Origin of the sequence: Burkholderia sp. BCC1208 (assembly GCF_902833095.1) — a bacterium.
In the GTDB taxonomy this organism is placed as follows: Bacteria; Pseudomonadota; Gammaproteobacteria; order Burkholderiales; family Burkholderiaceae; genus Burkholderia.
Genome location: NZ_CADFDY010000005.1, coordinates 193,376 through 212,308 on the forward strand (window position 1 = coordinate 193,376; position 18,933 = coordinate 212,308).

Genomic DNA, 18,933 nt, shown 5'->3' on the forward strand with positions numbered 1-18,933 from the left:
TCCCGAAGGAAGAACCGATCATGTCTCAACTCGACAAGCCGTGCATCGCTGCGACGATAGCGCGCGGTACGCCCCGCAGAAATATCGCGCGTGCGAAGTATTTGCCCCGTCCATCGACATCATCGACACCGCAGGACGGACGCTCATGAAAACACTCCTCCACTTCGCCGCGCGATTGCGTCCGCGCTCGCCGCCATGGACCGACACCGCGCCGGTGCGGGACGAACTGTTCGGAATTGAACGCCTCGAACAGCACGCGCAAAGCCTCGCCGCCGCGCAGCCGGTGACGGATCAACCGCCTGTCGTGCTGTCGCTGCACACGCGGCTCGACGACAACGCCGCCGTCCTGCTCGCCGCCTACCGCGCAAGCGCCAGAGAACTGGAGCGCGGCCATAGCGTGGTGCCCGCTGCCGAATGGCTGCTCGACAACTATCACCTGGTCGAAGAACAGATCCGCGAGATCCGCGACGATCTGCCTCCCGGTTATTACCGGCTGCTGCCGAAACTCTCGAGCGGTCCGTTCGCCGGCTACCCGCGCGTGTTTGGTCTTGCATGGGCGTTCGTCGCGCACACCGACAGCCACTTCAACCCGCAGATCCTGCGGCGTTTCATCGACGCATATCAGCGGGTTCAACCGCTGACGATCGGTGAGCTATGGGCGGTCGCGATCACGCTGCGTATCGTGCTGATCGAGAACCTGAGACGCCTCGCCGACCAGATCACCGCCGGCCGGATCGCACGCGCCGATGCCGACGCACTGACCGAACGTCTGCTCGAATCGGGTAGCGCGCGCTCCGCGCTCGAAGCGGATATTTCGACGCGCTCGTCGGGCTTGCTGTCGGAACTGTTCGCGGCTCAACTCGCGAAGCGGCTGCGCGACCAGGACCCCCGCACGACGCCGGCGCTCGGCTGGCTGGAGGAGCGGCTCAGGCAGCAGGGCTCGTCGGTGGAGGAAGTGGTGCTCCATGCGCAGCAGAGACAAGGCGCGTCCAATGTCACCGTGCGCAACGTGATCACCAGCATGCGGATGATTTCCGACATCAGCTGGACCGATCTGTTCGAAAGCGTGAGCCTCGTCGACGAACGGCTACGCGCGGGCAGCGCCTTCTCGGCGATGGATTTTCCGACCCGTAATCTGTATCGCAGCGCAATCGAGCAACTGGCGCGCGGCTCGGCCTTTACCGAACTCGAAATCACCGACCTCGCGCTGCATCTGGCGCATACGACGGCCGGGCCCGCCACCGATTCCGCCCATGAAGAACGCACCGCGGACCCAGGCTACCACCTGATTGCCGAGGGACGGCGCGCGCTGGAAGACGCGATCGGCTTTCGTCCTCCGACAGGCTTGCGGCTCACGCGCTTCAACGTCCGCCTGGGCATCATCGGTTACGTCGGCGAGGTGATGGCGGTCGCTGCCATGCTGCTTGCGCTCGCGTTGTGGGCGGTGTCGGCGCTAGCGCCGCAATGGCACGATCCCTGGGTGTTCGTGCTGTTCGCCGTATGCGGATTCCTGCCCGCCACGGAAATCGCCGTCGCGCTCGTCAACCGGACGGTGACCTGGAGTTTCGGTGCGAACCCGTTGCCGGCACTCGAACTGACCGCCGGCGTGCCGTCGTCGCTGCGTACGCTGATCGCGGTACCCATGCTGCTGACCAGCGAAGCCGATACGCGCGAACTCGTCGAACGTCTCGAGGTTCATCACCTGGCGGGCGCGGGCGGCGATCTGTCGTTTGCGTTGCTGGCCGACGGGCTCGACGCCGATCAGGAGACCCTCGCCGGCGACGCGCAGCTGGTCGCCGTCGCCGCGGCTGCCATCGAAGCGTTGAACCACCGCTATGGACCGGGCCCGGGCGGCGACCGTTTCCTGTTGCTGGTTCGCCGACGCGTATTCAATGCAGGCGAAAACTGCTGGATGGGCTGGGAGCGCAAGCGCGGCAAGCTGCACGAACTCAACCGTTTGCTGCGCGGCGCGACCGACACCACGTTCGTGCCGATCGCCGGATACACGCCGCATGTGCCGCCTGATGTGCGCTACGTCATCACGCTCGATGCGGACACCCGGCTGCCGCGCGACGCCGCATTGCGCCTGATCGGCAAAATGGCGCATCCGCTGAACCGGCCGAGATTCAGCAGCGTCGAGCAACGCGTCGTGGGCGGATACGCGATTCTTCAGCCGCGCGTGACGCCTTCGCTGCCGGTAGGCCAGGAAGGGTCGCTGCATCAGCGCGTGTTCTCCGGCCCCAGCGGAATGGATCCCTATGCTGCTGCTGTCTCCGACGTTTATCAGGATCTGTTCGGCGAAGGCTCGTTTACCGGCAAGGGCATCTACGACATCGATGCATTCGAAGCTGCGTTGCAGGGCCGCGTGCCGGAGAACGCGTTGCTCAGTCACGACCTGTTCGAGGGTGTCTTTGCGCGTGCCGGGCTGGCATCGGATGTCGAGGTGGTCGAAGAAGCGCCGGCTCGCTACGACGTGGTAGCGAAGCGTCAACATCGCTGGACGCGCGGCGACTGGCAGTTGCTGCCGTGGATCGTCGGGCATCGGCGCCGGGACCGTCAGGCGATGCCATTGATCGGCCGTCTCAAGATGCTCGACAATCTGCGCCGCTCACTGATTGCTCCGCTGGTGGTCGCCGGGCTTGCGCTGTGCTGGCTCATGCCGCTGCCTGCGGGGATTGCCGGCGTGGCGTGGATGCTATGCGTGCTCGCGATTCCTGCCTTCCTGCCGACCGTGTTCGCGATCCTGCAGCGTCGCACAGGGGTTCGTCTGCGCAGCCGCCTTCGTACGCTCGGCGGCGACGCGCGGCTCGCCGCGCTGCAAACGCTGCTGTCCGCCGCGTTTCTCGTCGACCACGCGTGGCGCATGGGAGATGCGATCGTGCGGACGCTGATGCGGCTGTTCGTGACGCACCGGCACCTGCTCGAATGGACCACCGCCGCGCAGTCGAAAGGCGCCCCCCGACTTACCCTGAGCGGCTTCTATCGGCAGATGGCGGGTTCGATCGCGCTCACGCTCGCGCTGTCGGCGGGGGCGATCGCCTTTGCGCCGTCGCACTGGCCGCTCGTGCTGCCCATCGCATTGCTGTGGCTCGCCGCACCCGCGTTCGCCTTGTGGTCGAGTCGGTCGCCCGCCACCGCGCAGCGTCTCGCCGCCTCCGAGCAGGACGCGCGGTATCTGCGCCTGATCGCACGGCGCACGTGGCGCTTCTTCGAGACGTTCGTGACCCCGGAGGAACACATGCTTCCGCCGGACAATTATCAGGATGACCCGAAGCCTGTCGTCGCGCACCGCACGTCGCCGACCAACCTCGGCCTGTATCTGCTTTCAGCCGTCGCCGCGCGCGATTTCGGCTGGGCAGGCACGATGCAGACCGTCGAACGGCTCGAAGCCGCATTCGCTTCGATGCAGAAAATGACGCGTTTCAAGGGGCATTTCTATAACTGGTACGGCACGCAGGACTTGCAGGCGCTGGCGCCTGCGTATGTGTCGTCGGTCGATAGCGGCAATCTGGCCGGCCATCTGATCGCACTCGCCAACGCATGCGAAGAATGGCGGCCGCCGCCGCCCGCACCGGTGGCCCGCTCCGGCATGCTCGACAACCTGCATCTGGCGCGAGCGGCACTCGATGCCCTGCGTGTGTCCAACGGCGAGCGCGGCAAGAAACTGCTCGGCATTCTCGAAGAAATGGACACCCAGCTGCGCGGCCCGCAGACGCTCGACGCGCTGTCACCCGTGTTCGCACGTCTCACGAAGAAAGCACTGGATGCTACGCGCGACATCATGCCCGCCGCCGGCGACGACGGTTACTCCGATCTGATGTTCTGGATCGAAGCGCTGACGAAGAACGTGGCCGAGCACGCTCGCGATCAGATGGAATACGCGGCCGACCCGCAATCGCTGCAGACGCGCCTGATCTCGCTCGCCGAAACTTCGCGCGCGATGGCGCTCGGCATGGACTTCTCGTTCCTGCTCGATCCCGAACGCAAGTTGTTGTCGATCGGCTACTCGCATGTCGACAACAGCCTCGACCCGAGCTGCTACGACCTGCTGGCTTCCGAGGCGCGACTTGCAAGCCTGTTCGCGATCGCGAAGGGCGACGTCGCGACGACTCACTGGTTTCGTCTCGGCCGCGCCGCGACGCCGGTCGGCACAGGCTCCGCGCTGATCTCGTGGTCGGGATCGATGTTCGAGTATCTGATGCCATCGCTGGTGATGCGCGCGCCGGTCGGCAGTCTGCTCGAACAGACCAGTACCCTGATCGTGGAACGACAACGCTCGTATGGCCGCGAACTCGGTATTCCGTGGGGCATCTCGGAGTCCGCCTACAACGCGCGCGACATGGAATTCACCTACCAGTATTCGAACTTCGGCGTACCGGGCCTCGGCCTCAAACGCGGCCTCTCCGAAAACCGGGTGATCGCGCCTTATGCGACGGGCCTCGCCGCCATGGTTGCGCCGGAGGCCGCCTGCGAAAACTACGCGCAGCTCGCTGCGCTGGGTGCGCTGGGACGCTACGGCTTTTACGAAGCGCTCGACTTCACCCGTGCCCGTTTGCCTGACGGCGAGCCCTTCGCCATCGTGCGCAACTTCATGGCGCATCACCAGGGCATGACGATCGTGGCTATCGCCAATACCCTGCTCGACGCGCAGATGCGGGCGCGCTTCCATCGCGAGCCGATGATCCAGGCAAGCGAGCTGCTGCTGCAGGAACGCATGCCACGCGACGTGGCCGTCGCGCACCCGCGCGCCGAAGAAGTGAACAAATCGGCGACCGACGCCGGCACCGCGCCGCTCACCGTGCGCCGTGTCGTCGAGCAGACATCCGCCGTACGGGCACCGATCACGCATCTGCTGTCCAACGGACGGTACGCGGTGATGCTGACCGCGACCGGCGCAGGCTACAGCCGATGGCGCGATCTGGCGATCACGCGCTGGCGTGAAGACACGACCCGCGACAACTGGGGCTCGTTCATCTTCCTGCGCGACACGCTGCGTGGGCACGTCTGGTCCGCGGGAGCGCAGCCGCTCACCGGCGAAGTCGAGGCTGGCAGTGTCGTGTTTGGCGAGGATCACGCGGAATTTACCCGGCGCGACGGATCGCTCACCACCACGATGAACGTGCTCGTGTCCGGCGAGGACGACGGCGAAGTCCGTCGCGTATCGCTTGCCAACAGCGGGCGCGGCGCGCGCGGAATCGAGCTGACCTCGTATGCCGAGCTCTCGCTGGCGACCCCGGCCGCCGACAACGCGCATCCGGCTTTTTCCCGCATGTTCGTGCAGACCGAGCACCTCGCGGAATTCGGCGCACTGGTGGCGACGCGACGCCTGCGCTCGCCCGACGACCCGCAGATCTGGGCCGCGCATTTTGCGGTCGTCGACGGCGAAATCGCTGCAGAGCCGCAATACGAAACCGACCGCCTGCGTTTTCTCGGTCGCGGACACAGTGTGGGTAACGCCGCATCGATCGTCGACGGCGAACCGCTTGGCAATACCACCGGCACCGTGCTCGATCCGGTCTTTGCGCTGCGCTACCGTGTGCTGGTACCGCCGGGCAAGGTGGTACGCGTGACCTTCTGGACCGTGGTGGCCGATTCGCGTGCACGGTTGCTCGACCTGATCGACAAGCACCACGATCGCAACGCGTTCGACCGCGCGAAGACACTCGCGTGGACCCAGGCTCAGGTGCAGTTGCGCTACCTTGACATCGAAGCCGAGGAGGCCGCGGACTTCCAGCGGCTCGCCGCGCCTATTTTGTACGCCGATCCGCGCTTCAGGGCACCGTCCGAGGCGATCATGCGCGGAGCCGGCATGCAATCGGGGCTGTGGCCGCAGGCGATCTCGGGTGATCTGCCGATCGTGTTGCTGCGTATCAGCGACGTCGAAGACATCGCCCAGGTCCGGCAGTTGTTGAAGGCCCACGAATACTGGCGAATGAAGCGGCTCGCCGTCGATCTCGTCATCGTCAACGAACGGGCTTCGTCGTATATCCAGGAGTTGCAGACAGCCATCGAGACAGCCGTGCGCAGCAGCCAGACGCGTCCCCGCTTCGGCGAAGAGCTGGCGCAAGGAGCGGTCTATACGCTGCGTGCCGATCTGATAAGCGTGGACACGCGTGCGCTGCTGCAATCGATCGCGCGAGTCGCGCTGATCGCCCGGCGCGGCTCTATCGCGACTCAGTTCGCTCGCATGCCGCAGGCTCAGGACGAAACGCCAGCGCTGCGCCGGCAAAGCCGGCCGATGTTGTCGCCGTGGCCCAACCCGCTCGATGCCCCCGCCGCACCGCTCCCGATGACTGCCGGACTCGAATTCTTCAACGGCCTTGGCGGCTTCGACAAGAACGGCTGCGAATATGTGACCGTGCTGACCGCGGGCGCCGCGACACCGGCACCGTGGATCAACGTGATCGCCAATTCGGGGTTCGGCTTTCAGGTCGCGGCGGAGGGTACCGGCTATACGTGGGCGGAGAACAGCCGCGAGAACCAGCTCACGCCGTGGTCGAACGATCCCGTTGAGGATCCCGCCGGCGAAGCGCTCTACGTCCGCGATGAAATGACCGGCGACATCTGGGGCGCCACTGCACTGCCGATCCGCGACAGCGGGACCTACATTGCGCGTCACGGTCACGGCTACAGCCACTTCGAACACGAGGCGTACGGCGTCGCGCTCGGGTTGCTGCAATACGTGCCGCTCGCCGATCCGCTGAAAATTTCCCGGCTCACGCTGCGCAATACGTCCGGTATCGCCCGGCGCTTATCCGTGACGGCGTGGATGGAATGGGTGCTCGGCACATCGCGCGGTGCGTCGGGGCCGTTCGTCGTAACGGAAATCGATCCGGTCACCGGCGCGATGTTCGCGCACAATCCGTGGAACATGGCATTCGGCACGCGCGTCGCGTTCGCCGACCTCGGTGGCCGGCAAACCGCGTGGACCGCGGATCGTACCGAATTCCTCGGCCGTCACGGCGCTGCCGACGCGCCGCTCGGGCTGACGGGCGACGCACCGCTGTCCGGCGCAACCGGCGCGGGACTCGACCCATGTGCGGCATTGCAGGGCTGTATCGAGCTGGGTGTGGACGAGACCGTCGAAGTGGTCGCGTTCGTCGGTCAATGTGCGTCCGTTGACGAGGCGCGCGCGTTGATCCAGCGCTATCGCAGCACGAATCTCGACGCCGTGCTCGCGGACGTCACGCACCACTGGCAGAACGTGCTCGGTGCCATTCAGGTGAAAACGCCCGACCGCGCGATGGACCTGATGCTGAACGGCTGGCTGCTGTATCAGACGCTCGCGTGTCGTATCGAGGCACGCTCGGCGTTCTATCAGGCAAGCGGCGCATACGGGTTCCGCGATCAGTTGCAGGACGGCACGGCGCTCACGCACGTGCAGCCCGATGAAACGCGGCGGCATCTGCTGCGCGCGGCGTCGCGGCAGTTCGTCGAAGGCGATTTTCAGCACTGGTGGTTGCCGCACTCCGGGCAAGGGGTGCGCACGCGGATTTCCGACGACCGCGTCTGGCTCGCGTTCGCGGCCGCGACGTACATCGGTTGCAGCGGCGACGCTGCGGTGCTGGACGAAATCGTACCGTTCCTCGATGGGCCACTGCTGCGGCCCGGCGAGCACGATGCGTTCTTCCAGCCGATGATCGCGGACGAAGCCGCGTCGCTGTTCGAGCATTGCGCGCGCGGCCTCGATCAATGCATCGAATTGACCGGCGCGCACGGTTTGCCGCTGATCGGCACCGGCGACTGGAACGACGGGATGAATCGGGTCGGTGCGCAAGGCAGCGGAGAAAGCGTCTGGCTTGGCTGGCTGCTGCTGCGCACCGTCGAGCTGTTCGCTCCGCTCGCCGAACCGCGCGACGCACAGCGTGTCGCACGCTGGCGCGCGCATGCAGCGACGGTGCGCATCGCGCTGGAGCGCGACGCATGGGATGGCGAGTGGTATCGCCGTGCGACCTTCGACGACGGCACGTGGCTCGGCTCGCACGCGAACGACGAATGCCGGATCGATTCGATCGCCCAGTCGTGGGCGGTGCTGTCCGGTGCGGCGGACCCGGCGCGTGCCGCGCGGGCGATGGTTTCGCTCGAAAAGCATCTGATCCGCCGCGACGACGGAATAGCGCTGCTGTTCACGCCGCCGTTCGATAGCACGTCGCGCGATCCGGGCTATATCAAGGGCTATCCGCCGGGGTTGCGTGAAAACGGCGGCCAGTACAGCCATGCCGCGATGTGGGCGATTCTGGCATACGTGAAACTCGGCGACGGCAACCGCGCAGCCGAACTGTTTGCGCTGCTCAATCCGGTCAATCACGCGCGTACGCCGGTCGAGGTCGATCGCTACAAGGTCGAGCCCTATGTCGTTGCGGCCGACGTCTATTCGGTGGAACCTCATGTCGGGCACGGCGGCTGGACCTGGTACACGGGGTCGGCGGGATGGATGTACCGCGCCGGTGTGGAGGGCATTCTGGGCATCCGGCGGGAAGGCGATTATCTAGTGGTGAACCCTTGTATTCCGGATGCGTGGCCGGGCTTCACGGCAACAGTGGATATGCATTCGACGCGGTATGAGATCCGCGTCGAATCACTCGCGCACGGCGATGCGATGCGTGCCGTACTCGACGGCGAGCCCGTTGACTGCAATGGGGAAGGCGTCCGCGTGCCGTTGGACGCGGGATCACATACGCTGTCGCTGGACTTATCCGTGTCAGCCGCGGCCTTATCTGAAAGTTAGCCGGAGGCACACATTCAAGGAGGAGCGAGCCAAGCCCCTGGACGTTCCGCCAAGAAAGGACACTGGTAATGCCTAAAGGGTATACAGTGGTCTGACCGGTCGCCTTGCGCGACCTACTGCTGCGAGGGCGATCATGCAATCTCCCATCAAACCTGCTTCCAGATCGACCGGTCCCCAGAGCGAATACGCCATCGAATGCAAGGCCCGTGCGCTACGACTCGAGACAGCGGACGCCCTACGCGCTGAGGCGAGACGCATCAGCTACGCCTCCATCAATTCAAACGCGAGCAAGTGGCGCTATTCGGCCATCAACGTGAAAATCTGATCATGGCGCTCCAATTTCCCAATCCCAGCCGTAGCCACGATGCTGCCCGTCAATGCGTGAGCTTCTGGGGATACGACAATTCGCGCGAAATCACCTTCGTGGTCGACGATGCGATGCTGAAAAATCTGCAGCCTGGCGTGGGCAATGACGAACGCTCGATACTCGGTGCGTTCGACGAGTTGCGCGAGCAGCTGCTCGAAATCGCGAAGAAACTGTATGTGGGTGGTCCGCAAACTCGCTACTCAATTTCGTGATCGGCGGGGCTTTCCCGTTGCTGGGCCTACCTCGTTGCGAAAATCGCTCGCCAGGCTGCCATCGATCTCATCCTTGGCCCTGCGGATTAGGCGAGAATCCTGATCATCCCGCTAGCTGGAGACAGGGCAAGTTCTCGCTGATACATGGCATCCGGCGCACCCCCGGGCGTTGCGCGTTCAATCCCAAGCGGCGATGTCGCCGACCATCGTTCTTCCATCTTCCACCGGGTCACGGTCTTACCTGTTGAGCTAGCCGCCAAGTTTCCTGGCTAGTCAGGAATTTGAAGGGGGCGTCGCGCCAAGAAAAGAACCCACCCAGCCCCCAGCAACTCTCTCCCCGTACCGGCAATCGTCAATCCAACTGTACCGGTACTGTACATAAACCCGTCGCTAAACTGATCTCCATCCCAGCCTCGAACCGAATGGAGAGTCCGCGATGGAATTCCTCACCCTCAGCGCGTTGCCCGCCGGCATGCTGTTCGCGCTCGTCACGTCGATCACGCCCGGCCCCAACAACACGATGCTGCTCGCGTCCGGCGTCAACTTCGGTTTCCGCCGCACGATGCCGCACCTGTTCGGCATCAGCATCGGCGTGGCGATCCTGATGCTCTGCGTCGGCTTCGGCCTCGGCGAAGCGTTCAAGCGCCTGCCGCTGCTGTACACGATCCTCGAGGCCGCGAGCGTCGCGTACCTGTTGTACCTCGCCTGGCGAATCGGCACGTCCGGCGAGGTGAAGGCGCACGGCGCCAAGCCGCGGCCGATGACGTTCATCGAAGCCGCCGCGTTCCAGTGGGTCAACCCGAAGGCATGGATGATGGTACTGACCGCCGCGACGACGATCCGCCTGTCCGCCGACTACGGAATGAACGCCGCCTGGATGTCCGTCGTGTTCATCCTGATCGGCTTCCCGTGCATCTGCCTGTGGGCCGCGTTCGGTCTCGGCCTGCGTCGCTTCCTGTCGAATCCCCGCGCGCTGCGCCTCTTCAACGTGACGATGGCCGTGCTGCTGATCCTGTCGCTGTACCCGCTCATTGCGCACTTGCTGCCGCAGTAAGCGCTCACGAGCGCGCCCGTTGAGCTTCACGTGATGCAGGCGTACCCTTTCGGTACGGGCGCGTGCAATCGCTTCGGCCGTTGCACCGCTGCTCTGCATGGAGATTGCCGATGAAGCCGATGCTGAGAACGGGCGAGCACATCGAGGGAATGCACTGGATCGCCGAGTATCACCCGCTCACGCACGATATCCGCGTGCTGCGCGAGAACATCGAAGTGGGCACGTACTGCGCGCCGCCGACGCTGTTCGGCGACGAGGAAGGGATGGGCGCCGCGAACCACGACGATCATCGCGGCCGGGAAGCCGCGCTGCGCGCGTATCTGCGCAACTTCGTCAAGGAGCACGACGCGGAGGAGTAACGGTGCGACGGCCGACATGTCGACGGGCCGCGAAAGCGGCCCGGTCTATCCTCGTGCGCCAATCGATCTGCGTGCGACCGGCCTGAATCGCTCATGCTTGGGGCCGGCGCATCACCCGGCCCCACCGCCGCTCAATGCCCGAGCGACTCGATCTTGCCTGTCGGCTGCGCAACGCCATGCGGCCGCGCCATCTGCTTGATCAGCAGCGCGACGCACGCGAGCACGCCCGCGACGGCGATCGTCGCGAACACGCCTGCGAACGAGAAGTGCTGGCGCGTCAGCTCCGCGACGAGGAACGACCCGGCGATCCCGCCGAAACGGCCGACGCCGAGCATCCACGCGACACCCGTGCCGCGCCCTTCGGTCGGATAGAACGTGGCGGCCAGCGCCGGCATCGACGATTGCGCGGTGTTCATCAGCACGCCGGCCACGAACACGACCAGCACCAGCAGCCCGACGTTGCCGGCCGCCTGTCCGATCGCATACACGCTCACCGCCGTCAGCGCGTAGCACACGGCGATCACGCGATTCGCGTTGAAGCGGTCCATCAGCACGCCGCACAGCACGGCGCCCACACCGCCGAGCGGGAACAGCGCCGAGATCAGCGTCGCGCTCTTCGGCGTCAGACCCGCATCCTTCAGCAAGATCGGCATCCAGTTGATCGACGCGTAGAAGATCACGAGCCCCATGAAGTACGCGAGCCACAGCATCACCGAGCCGACGATGTACGAGCGCGACAGCACGACGCCGAGGCCCTTGCTGCCGGTCTGCGGCGCGGCTTCGGTCAACGCGAACGAACCGGCGTTCAGCGCGTCGCGCGAGATGCGCGCGAGCGTCCCGCGGATCCTGTCGATGCCCTGGCCGCTCGCGACCATGAAGCGCACCGATTCCGGCATCTTCAGCAGCAACAGCACGCCGAGCAGCAGCGGCGTCACGCCGCCGAGCATCAGCACGCTGCGCCAGCCGAAATGCGGAATCATCCACGCGGCCAGGAAACCGCCGAACGCGGCGCCGAGCGGGAAGCCGCAGAACATCAGGTTGATCACGGTCGCGCGGCGCTTGTCCGGGCAGAATTCGCCCATCATCGTGACCGCGTTCGGCATCGCGGCGCCGAGCCCGACACCGGTAATGAAACGCAGGATCGTCAGGTGTCCGATCGTGTTCGAGAACGCGGACATCAGGCACGCGACGCCGAACAGGAACACCGAGCCGAGCAGCAGCGAGCGGCGGCCGAGCCGGTCGGACAGCGGGCCGGACACGAGCGCGCCGCACGCGAGGCCGAACAGCGCGGCGCTGAGCACGGGCGCGAGATCGGGCTTGGTGAGGTTCCATTCGCCGAGCAGCGACGGCGCGATGAAGCCGATCGCGGCCGTATCGAAGCCGTCGAGCAGCACGATCACGAAACACATGAGGAACACGAGCCATTGAAAACCGCCGAACGGCTGCTCGTTGATGAAGGTCTGGACATCGACCACGGGTGCGCGATTCATCGCTAGTCTCCTTGTCGGCCGAAACGCGCGCTTCAGCGCCCACTCCGGTCCCATGCAACGTTGATATATGCACGAAGCGCGGCCTCGTGGCCGCGCCTTTCCTTCGTTCACGCACCGATTCGCTGCCGGCGCGGTCTTCATCGACGACGGCCCGCCCACCTCGGCGAACCGCCCGCTCGGATCACCGCCGGCACTCAGCCGGCTGCATCCTGCTCCTTAAAGATCTTGTCCGCGAGATGGAATGCGGAATTCGCGGCCGGCACGCCGCAATAAATCGCGGTCTGCAGCAGCACTTCCTTGATCTCGTCGCGCGTCACGCCATTGTTGCGCGCGGCGCGCAGGTGCAGCGCCAGTTCCTCGCCACGGTTCAGCGCCACCATCATCGCGATGGTCAGCAGGCTGCGCGTATGGCGCGGCAGCCCTTCCCGGGTCCAGATCTCGCCCCACGCATAACGCGTGATCAGGTTCTGGAATTCCTCGGTCACCTCGGTACGGTTCTCGAGCGAACGGTCGACGTGCGCGTCGCCGAGCACGGCGCGACGCACCTTCATCCCTGCTTCATAACGTTCCTGGTCATCCATCGCCGAAGCCTCACGCAGTCAGGAAATCGAGCAGCGCGCGGTTGAAACCGCCGGTGCACTCGATGTTCGAAATGTGCGCGGCGTCGAATTCGACGTGCAGCGCACCGGGAATCGCGGCGGCCAGCGCGCGGCCCTGGTCGGGCGGCGTCGACATGTCCTTCGCACCGGTCACGACGAGCACCGGCAACGCGATGCCCTTCACTTCCTCGCGCAGGTCGGCCGCGTTCAGCGCGTCGCAGTTCGCCGCATAGCCGTCCTTGTCGGTATGCACGAAGGTGTCGCGGATCGCATCGAACAGGCGCGGCTCGCGTTCGACGAATGCGTCGGTGAACCAGCGCGGCAGCACGGCGTCGGCGAGCGCGGCCATGCCTTCGGCGCGCGCCTTCTGCGCACGCGGCGCCCACACTTCCGGCGAGCCGATCTTCGCGGCGGTATTCGACAGCACGGCGCGCACGATGCGCGACGGGTAGCGCGCGGCGAGCGCGGCACCGGTCAGCCCGCCCATCGAGATCCCGCAGAAATGCGCGCGCTCGATGCCGACGTGGTCGAGCAGGCCGATCACGTCGCCTGCCAGTTGCTCGATCGTGTACGAACCGGCCGGCGCGTCGGAGTGGCCGTGGCCGCGCGTGTCGTAGCGCAGGATGTTGAAGTGCTGCGCAAGCGGGCGAATCTGCGGCGCCCACATCTGCAGGTCGGCACCGAGCGAATTCGAGAAGACGAGCCACGGCGCGTCGGCGCGCGCGGCACGGTCGATCCGGTAATGCAGTTTCACGCCGTTGACAGTGGCGAAAGGCATCAATGTTCTCCTGGTTGTTGCGCACCCGCATGCAGCGCGAGCACGGCATCGACATAGGCCTGCGCCTCGCCGACGTAATGTGCGGGATCGAGCAGTTGCGCGAGCGCGTCGCGCGACAGGTGCGCCGACACGGTCGCATCGGCGGCGAGCACGTCGAACAGCGTCGCGCCGGTGCGCACGGCTTCCTTCGACGCATGCTCGACGACGTGGTGCGCATCGAGCCGGCCGATGCGGTCGCCGAGCGCGAGCATCACGGCTTCGCCGAGGATCAGCCCGTGCGTGAGGTCGAGGTTCGCGGCGAGGCGGTCGGTATTCACGTCGAGGCCCGCGACGATCTGCGCGATCTGCGCGAGCGCGCCGCCCGTCAGGCGCGCGAGGTCCGGCAACGCATCCCATTCGGCCTGCCAGCCGCCGAGTGCGCGCTCGTGCTCCTGCACCATCCCCGCGAACACGGTCGCGACGAGGCCCGGCGCACGCACGGCGGCCGTCAGCACGGCCGCGCAGCCGACCGGGTTGCGCTTGTGCGGCATCGTCGACGAACCGCCCTTGCCGGCGGCGGCCGGTTCGCCCAGCTCGCCGACTTCGGTCTGCATCTGCAGCGACACGTCGCGTGCGATCTTGCCGAGCGTACCGGTCAACATCCCGAAGCACGACGCGGCTTCCGCGATGCGGTCGCGCTGCGTATGCCACGGCACGGCCGGCGCCGCGAGCTTCAGGTCGGCCGCGAGCGCGGCGCTCACGCCGGCCGCGTGTTCGCGCAGGCTCGCGAGCGTGCCGGCGGCGCCGCCGAACTGCAGCACGAGCGCACGTTCGCGCAACTCGGCAAAACGCGCGCGATGGCGCAGCAGCGCATCGAGCCATTGGGCGAATTTGAGGCCGAGCGTAATGGGCAGCGCCTGCTGCAGCCACGTGCGGCCGATCATCGGCGTCGCGCGATGCGTGCGCGCGAGCGCCGCGAGCGACGCACAGGCTTCGTCGAGCATCGGTTCGAGCAGGTCGAGCGTGTCGCGCAACTGCAGCACGGTCGCGGTATCGATGATGTCCTGGCTCGTCGCGCCCCAGTGCACGAACTTCGCGGCCTCGGGGTCGTCGGCCTTCACTTGCGCGGTGAGTTGCTTGACGAGCGGAATCGCGAGATTGCCGCCGAGCGCCGCACCGTGCGCGAGCGCCTCGGCGTCGAGCCGGCCGGCATCGCACGCGCGTTCGATCGGCGCGACAGCGGCGGCGGGAATCACCTGCCGCGCGGCGAGCGCGCGAGCGAGCGCGGCCTCGACGTCGAGCATTCGCTGGATCGTCGCGCGGGGCGACCAGATCCGGTTGAGCGGCTCGGTGCCGCAGATCAGGGAGGTCAGGCGGGCGCTGTCTTCGAGCATGGCATCAGAATGGGGAAACGGCGTGCGCCTATTGTCTACCCAAGCGTGCCGGCGTGCGCTCGAATGCGCGCGCCGGCATGCTTGCCGTTCAGGCGGCGGCCTTTCGCGTCGCGTCGATCAGCGGCACGCCGGTCAGCGTCTGCAGCTCGTCGAACGACAGGTCGGTGAAGATCTCGCTCACCGCGAGGCCATCGGCCGTCACGTCGAGCACGGCGAGATCGGTGTAGATGCGGCTCACGCATTGCACACCGGTAACCGGATACGAGCACTGCGCGACGATCTTGCTCTCGCCTTGCTTCGTCAGGTGCTCCATCATCACGAACACCTGCTTCGCGCCGATCGCGAGGTCCATCGCGCCGCCGACGGCCGGAATCGCATCGGGCGCACCCGTATGCCAGTTCGCGAGGTCGCCGTTCGCCGATACCTGGAACGCGCCGAGCACGCAGTAGTCGAGGTGGCCGCCGCGCATCATCGCGAACGAATCCGAGTGGTGGAAATATGCGCCGCCGGTGAGCAGCGTCACGTGCTGCTTGCCGGCGTTGATCAGTTCGTCGTCTTCCTCGCCGGGCGCGGGCGCCGGGCCCATGCCGAGCAGGCCGTTCTCGCTGTGCAGGAAGATTTCCTTGTTTCGATCGAGGTGGTTCGCCACCAGCGTCGGCACGCCGATGCCGAGATTCACGTACGCGCCTTCGGGGATGTCCTGGGCGACGCGCTTGGCCATTTCATCGCGGGTCAGTCGTTTCATGTCGGTTTTCCTCAAGGCGATCAGGCGGCTTGCGCTGCGGCGTGTTCGGCGGCCAGTTCGGCCGCGTGCGCGGCCTGCGGCACCTCGACGACACGCTGGACGAAAATGCCCGGCGTCACGATGTGTTCCGGGTTCAGCGCGCCGAGCGGCACGACTTCCGACACCTGGACGATCGCGACCTTCGCGGCGCTGGCCATGATCGGCCCGAAGTTGCGCGCGGTCTTGCGGTACACGAGATTGCCCCAGCGATCGCCCTTGTACGCCTTGACGAGCGCGAAATCGGCATGGATCGGCGTTTCGAACACATACGGCTTGCCGTCGATCACGCGCGTTTCCTTGCCTTCCGCGAGCTTGGTGCCATAACCCGTCGGCGTGAAGAAACCGCCGATGCCGGCGCCCGCCGCGCGGATGCGCTCCGCGAGGTTGCCCTGCGGCACGAGTTCCAGCTCGATCTCGCCCGCGCGGTACAGCGCGTCGAACACCTGCGAGTCGCTCTGGCGCGGGAACGAGCAGATGATCTTGCGCACCTTTTTCGCCTTCAGGAGCGCCGCGAGGCCCGTCTCGCCGTTGCCCGCGTTGTTGTTGACGATCGTCAGGTCGCGCGCGCCCTGTTCGATCAGCGCGTCGATCAGCTCGGACGGCATGCCGGCCGTGCCGAAGCCGCCGATCATGATTGTCGCGCCATCGTGGACGTCGGCAACCGCCGACTGAAGCGATTCGAAAATCTTGTTGACCATGTCTCTTCCTGATGCGAACCCGCGGCTCGTGCGCGGCCTGTCGAGGGGACACGCGCGTGTCGCGTGCCGCACCGGGGCCGATGTCGACTCCGGCATTTGTTCGCTATTCGAACCTAGATTCGATTAGCGAACGATGGGCCGATCATAGAGGCGCGCACAGCGCGTTGTCAAGACGGGTTGCCTCGGAGGCCGTCGCGTCGTCGAACGGCAAGCCGACGTAGTTTTCGGCGAGCGACTGCGCGGCGGCCCGCGAACGCGTCACGTATTTCAGCTCGGCAAACTTCAGGCGATTGACGAACGGCGAATCGTCCGGCGACGCATGCAGCATGTTCGTCATGAAGTACGAGAAGTGCTCGGCGCGCCATACGCGTTCGAGACAGGTTGCCGAATAGGCGTCGAGCGGCGTCGCGTCGCCCGTCCGGTAACGCGCGCCGAGCGCGCGGGACAGCGCGCGGACGTCGGCCACCGCGAGGTTCATGCCCTTCGCGCCGGTCGGCGGCACGATGTGCGCGGCGTCGCCGGCGAGGAACAGGCGCCCGTGCTGCATCGTCTCCGACACGAAGCTGCGCATCGGCGTCACGCTCTTCTGCGTGATCCGGCCCTCGGTCGGCGTCCAGCCGGTGTCGTTCGAGAAGCGCGTGTGCAGCTCGTCCCAGATCCGCGCGTCGGACCACTCGGCAAGGTCTTCATCCGGCTGGCACTGCAGGTACAGGCGCGTGACCGTGGGCGAGCGCATCGAGAACAGCGCAAAGCCGTTGTCGTGATGCGCGTACACGAGTTCGTCCAGCGACGGCGCCGCGTCGGCGAGGATGCCGAGCCACGCGAACGGGTAGACGCGCTCGAACGTATTCAGCCGCTCGGCGGGGATCGTCTGGCGCGCGATGCCGTGGAAGCCGTCGCAGCCGGCGATGTAATCGCAGTCGATGCGGTCCGCGCGGCCGTCCGCGTGCTTGAACGTGACGAACGGGCGCTCGCTTTCGACATCGTGCAGCGCGACGTCGCTGACTTCGAAATGCATCTGATGGCCGTGTTCGACGCCGGCCGCGATCAGGTCGCGCACGACTTCGTGCTGGCTGTAGACGGTGATCGCGCGCCCGCCGGTGAGCGCGGACAAGTCGATGCGATGGCGCTGGCCCGAGAACAGCAGTTCGATGCCGTGATGTTCGAGCCCTTCCCGGCGCATCCGGTCGCCGAGGCCGGCTTCGTTCAGCGTGTCGACCGTGCCCTGCTCCAGCACGCCGGCGCGGATGCGGTTCTCGCAGTATTCGCGCGACCGCGCTTCGACGAGGATGGAATCGACGCCCTGCAGGCGCAGCAGATGGGAAAGCAGAAGGCCGGACGGGCCGGCGCCGATGATCGCGACTTGGGTGCGCATTGTTCGTCTCCTGTGTCGGCCCGACTTAGCGCTTCAGCGCTTAGTCGGGCCCCATGCAAAGCAAATTGGTTCGAGTAATGGAACACATTTGAGCGCTTTCCCGACTATGCGGCAACGCGATTCAGGAGATATGTTGTATACGTTTTGGAGATACTGGCCCGCCGATGGATTCGCTCGATCTGAACCTCATTCCCTACCTCGTCGCGCTCGACGACACGCGCAACGTGAGCCGCGCCGGCGACCTGCTCGGCGTGAGCCAGCCGCGCGTGAGCACGGCGCTCGGCCGGCTGCGCGAGTACTTCGGCGATCCGCTGTTCGTGCGCACGTCGCGCGGGATGGAGCCGACGCCGCGCGCGCTCGCGCTGCTGCCGGCCGCCCGCGACGCGCTCGCGCAGATCGAGCGCGGCCTCGTCGCGCCGCACGATTTCGACCCGGCCGCGAGCACGCATACGTTCTCAATCGCGCTGTCGGACGTCGGCGAGATCGTGTTCCTGCCGAAGCTGCTGCAGGCGTTCGCGACGCTGGCGCCGCACGCGAACCTGCGTTCGGTCTCCCTCGCGCACGACGAAGTCGGACGCGGCCTCGAAGCCGGGTCGATCGATCTCGCGGTCGGCTACTTCCCCGATCTCGACGGCAACAACTTCTTCCAGCAGCGGCTGTTCACGCACCGGTTCGTCTGCCTGATGCGGCGCGGCCATCCGTTCGAGCAGACGCCGCCGTTCACGGTCGAGCAGTTCCTCGCGTGCGGGCATGCGGTGGTGCGCGCCGAAGGGCGCAGCCAGGAAGTGCTCGAGAAATATCTGGCGAAGCAGCGCATGCAGCGCCGCGCGGTACTCGAAACGCCGCACTTCATGAGCCTGCCGTTCATCCTGAGCCGCACCGACCTGATCGCGACGGTGCCGCACGCGATCGGCTATGCGTATGCGGCCGAGCACGCGTTCATCGTGCCCGTCGAGCCGCCGCTCGCGCTGCCGCGCTTCGACCTGAAGCAGCACTGGCATCGCAAGTACCACAACGACCCGCGCACCGCGTGGCTGCGCGGCGTCGTCGCGTCGCTGTTCAACGACGAGCAGGACGAATGGCCGAAGTGAGGAAGCGGGCGCGACGGCCCGTACG

General features: G+C 66.1%; 12 protein-coding genes. 5 read left to right on the forward strand and 7 right to left on the reverse strand.

The annotated features are described in order from the left end of the window. The first annotated feature begins 145 nt into the window (after window positions 1–145). The 4 genes from HWX09_RS13620 (at window position 146) to HWX09_RS13635 (ending at window position 10,720) form a co-directional block, all read left to right on the forward strand. Window positions 146–8,728 carry a glucoamylase family protein gene (locus HWX09_RS13620; protein ID WP_027781864.1) on the forward strand — a complete coding sequence of 2,861 codons (8,583 nt, stop codon included), beginning with the start codon at window positions 146–148 and terminating at the stop codon, window positions 8,726–8,728. Window positions 8,729–9,055: 327 nt separating this feature from the next. Beyond that, entirely contained in the window at window positions 9,056–9,307 is a 252-nt protein-coding gene (locus HWX09_RS13625; RefSeq protein ID WP_027781863.1) for a DUF1488 domain-containing protein, read from the forward strand. Between the two features lie 436 nt (window positions 9,308–9,743). Beyond that, the gene (locus HWX09_RS13630; protein ID WP_027781862.1) at window positions 9,744–10,361 is read left to right on the forward strand and encodes a LysE family translocator; all 618 of its coding nucleotides are present in this window, start codon (window positions 9,744–9,746) and stop codon (window positions 10,359–10,361) included. A gap of 110 nt (window positions 10,362–10,471) precedes the next feature. Further along, window positions 10,472–10,720, forward strand: coding sequence for a hypothetical protein (locus HWX09_RS13635; RefSeq protein WP_027781861.1), 249 nt, complete (start codon window positions 10,472–10,474; stop codon window positions 10,718–10,720). A gap of 131 nt (window positions 10,721–10,851) precedes the next feature. On the opposite strand, the gene HWX09_RS13640 is transcribed toward HWX09_RS13635, so the two are convergent. The 7 genes from HWX09_RS13640 to pobA all read right to left on the reverse strand — a co-directional run bounded on the left by HWX09_RS13640 (window position 10,852) and on the right by pobA (window position 17,817). Beyond that, window positions 10,852–12,210: an MFS transporter gene (locus tag HWX09_RS13640; RefSeq protein WP_027781860.1), complete on the reverse strand. Its 1,359-nt coding sequence runs from the start codon at window positions 12,208–12,210 to the stop codon at window positions 10,852–10,854. 194 nt (window positions 12,211–12,404) lie between these two features. Beyond that, a complete protein-coding gene (gene pcaC, locus HWX09_RS13645; RefSeq protein ID WP_027781859.1) occupies window positions 12,405–12,791 on the reverse strand; it encodes a 4-carboxymuconolactone decarboxylase in 387 nt (128 codons plus the stop codon). A 10-nt stretch (window positions 12,792–12,801) separates the two neighbouring features. Then, the gene (gene pcaD / locus HWX09_RS13650; RefSeq protein ID WP_027781858.1) at window positions 12,802–13,587 is read right to left on the reverse strand and encodes a 3-oxoadipate enol-lactonase; all 786 of its coding nucleotides are present in this window, start codon (window positions 13,585–13,587) and stop codon (window positions 12,802–12,804) included. Then, window positions 13,587–14,960 carry a 3-carboxy-cis,cis-muconate cycloisomerase gene (locus HWX09_RS13655; RefSeq protein ID WP_027781857.1) on the reverse strand — a complete coding sequence of 458 codons (1,374 nt, stop codon included), beginning with the start codon at window positions 14,958–14,960 and terminating at the stop codon, window positions 13,587–13,589. Before HWX09_RS13655 ends, pcaD begins: the two co-directional genes overlap by 1 nt. Window positions 14,961–15,048: 88 nt before the next feature. Then, window positions 15,049–15,705, reverse strand: a complete 657-nt coding sequence (locus HWX09_RS13660) for a CoA transferase subunit B (RefSeq protein WP_027781856.1) — start codon at window positions 15,703–15,705, stop codon at window positions 15,049–15,051. Window positions 15,706–15,725: 20 nt separating this feature from the next. Further along, window positions 15,726–16,442, reverse strand: a complete 717-nt coding sequence (locus HWX09_RS13665) for a 3-oxoacid CoA-transferase subunit A (protein ID WP_027781855.1) — start codon at window positions 16,440–16,442, stop codon at window positions 15,726–15,728. Between the two features lie 142 nt (window positions 16,443–16,584). Beyond that, entirely contained in the window at window positions 16,585–17,817 is a 1,233-nt protein-coding gene (pobA, locus tag HWX09_RS13670; RefSeq protein ID WP_027781854.1) for a 4-hydroxybenzoate 3-monooxygenase, read from the reverse strand. Between the two features lie 164 nt (window positions 17,818–17,981). On the opposite strand from pobA, the gene HWX09_RS13675 reads away from it, so the two are divergent. Continuing rightward, window positions 17,982–18,908 carry a LysR family transcriptional regulator gene (locus HWX09_RS13675; protein ID WP_027781853.1) on the forward strand — a complete coding sequence of 309 codons (927 nt, stop codon included), beginning with the start codon at window positions 17,982–17,984 and terminating at the stop codon, window positions 18,906–18,908. Window positions 18,909–18,933 lie beyond the last annotated feature (25 nt).

Excerpts from the sequence above, each read along its gene's own strand:
- HWX09_RS13620 (WP_027781864.1), top strand. The coding sequence starts at position 146 with ATGAAAACACTCCTCCACTTCGCCGCGCGATTGCGTCCGCGCTCGCCG.
- HWX09_RS13625 (WP_027781863.1), top strand. The coding sequence starts at position 9,056 with ATGGCGCTCCAATTTCCCAATCCCAGCCGTAGCCACGATGCTGCCCGT.
- HWX09_RS13630 (WP_027781862.1), top strand. The coding sequence starts at position 9,744 with ATGGAATTCCTCACCCTCAGCGCGTTGCCCGCCGGCATGCTGTTCGCG.
- HWX09_RS13635 (WP_027781861.1), top strand. The coding sequence starts at position 10,472 with ATGAAGCCGATGCTGAGAACGGGCGAGCACATCGAGGGAATGCACTGG.
- HWX09_RS13640 (WP_027781860.1), bottom strand. The coding sequence starts at position 12,210 with ATGAATCGCGCACCCGTGGTCGATGTCCAGACCTTCATCAACGAGCAG.
- pcaC (WP_027781859.1), bottom strand. The coding sequence starts at position 12,791 with ATGGATGACCAGGAACGTTATGAAGCAGGGATGAAGGTGCGTCGCGCC.
- pcaD (WP_027781858.1), bottom strand. The coding sequence starts at position 13,587 with ATGCCTTTCGCCACTGTCAACGGCGTGAAACTGCATTACCGGATCGAC.
- HWX09_RS13655 (WP_027781857.1), bottom strand. The coding sequence starts at position 14,960 with ATGCTCGAAGACAGCGCCCGCCTGACCTCCCTGATCTGCGGCACCGAG.
- HWX09_RS13660 (WP_027781856.1), bottom strand. The coding sequence starts at position 15,705 with ATGAAACGACTGACCCGCGATGAAATGGCCAAGCGCGTCGCCCAGGAC.
- HWX09_RS13665 (WP_027781855.1), bottom strand. The coding sequence starts at position 16,442 with ATGGTCAACAAGATTTTCGAATCGCTTCAGTCGGCGGTTGCCGACGTC.
- pobA (WP_027781854.1), bottom strand. The coding sequence starts at position 17,817 with ATGCGCACCCAAGTCGCGATCATCGGCGCCGGCCCGTCCGGCCTTCTG.
- HWX09_RS13675 (WP_027781853.1), top strand. The coding sequence starts at position 17,982 with ATGGATTCGCTCGATCTGAACCTCATTCCCTACCTCGTCGCGCTCGAC.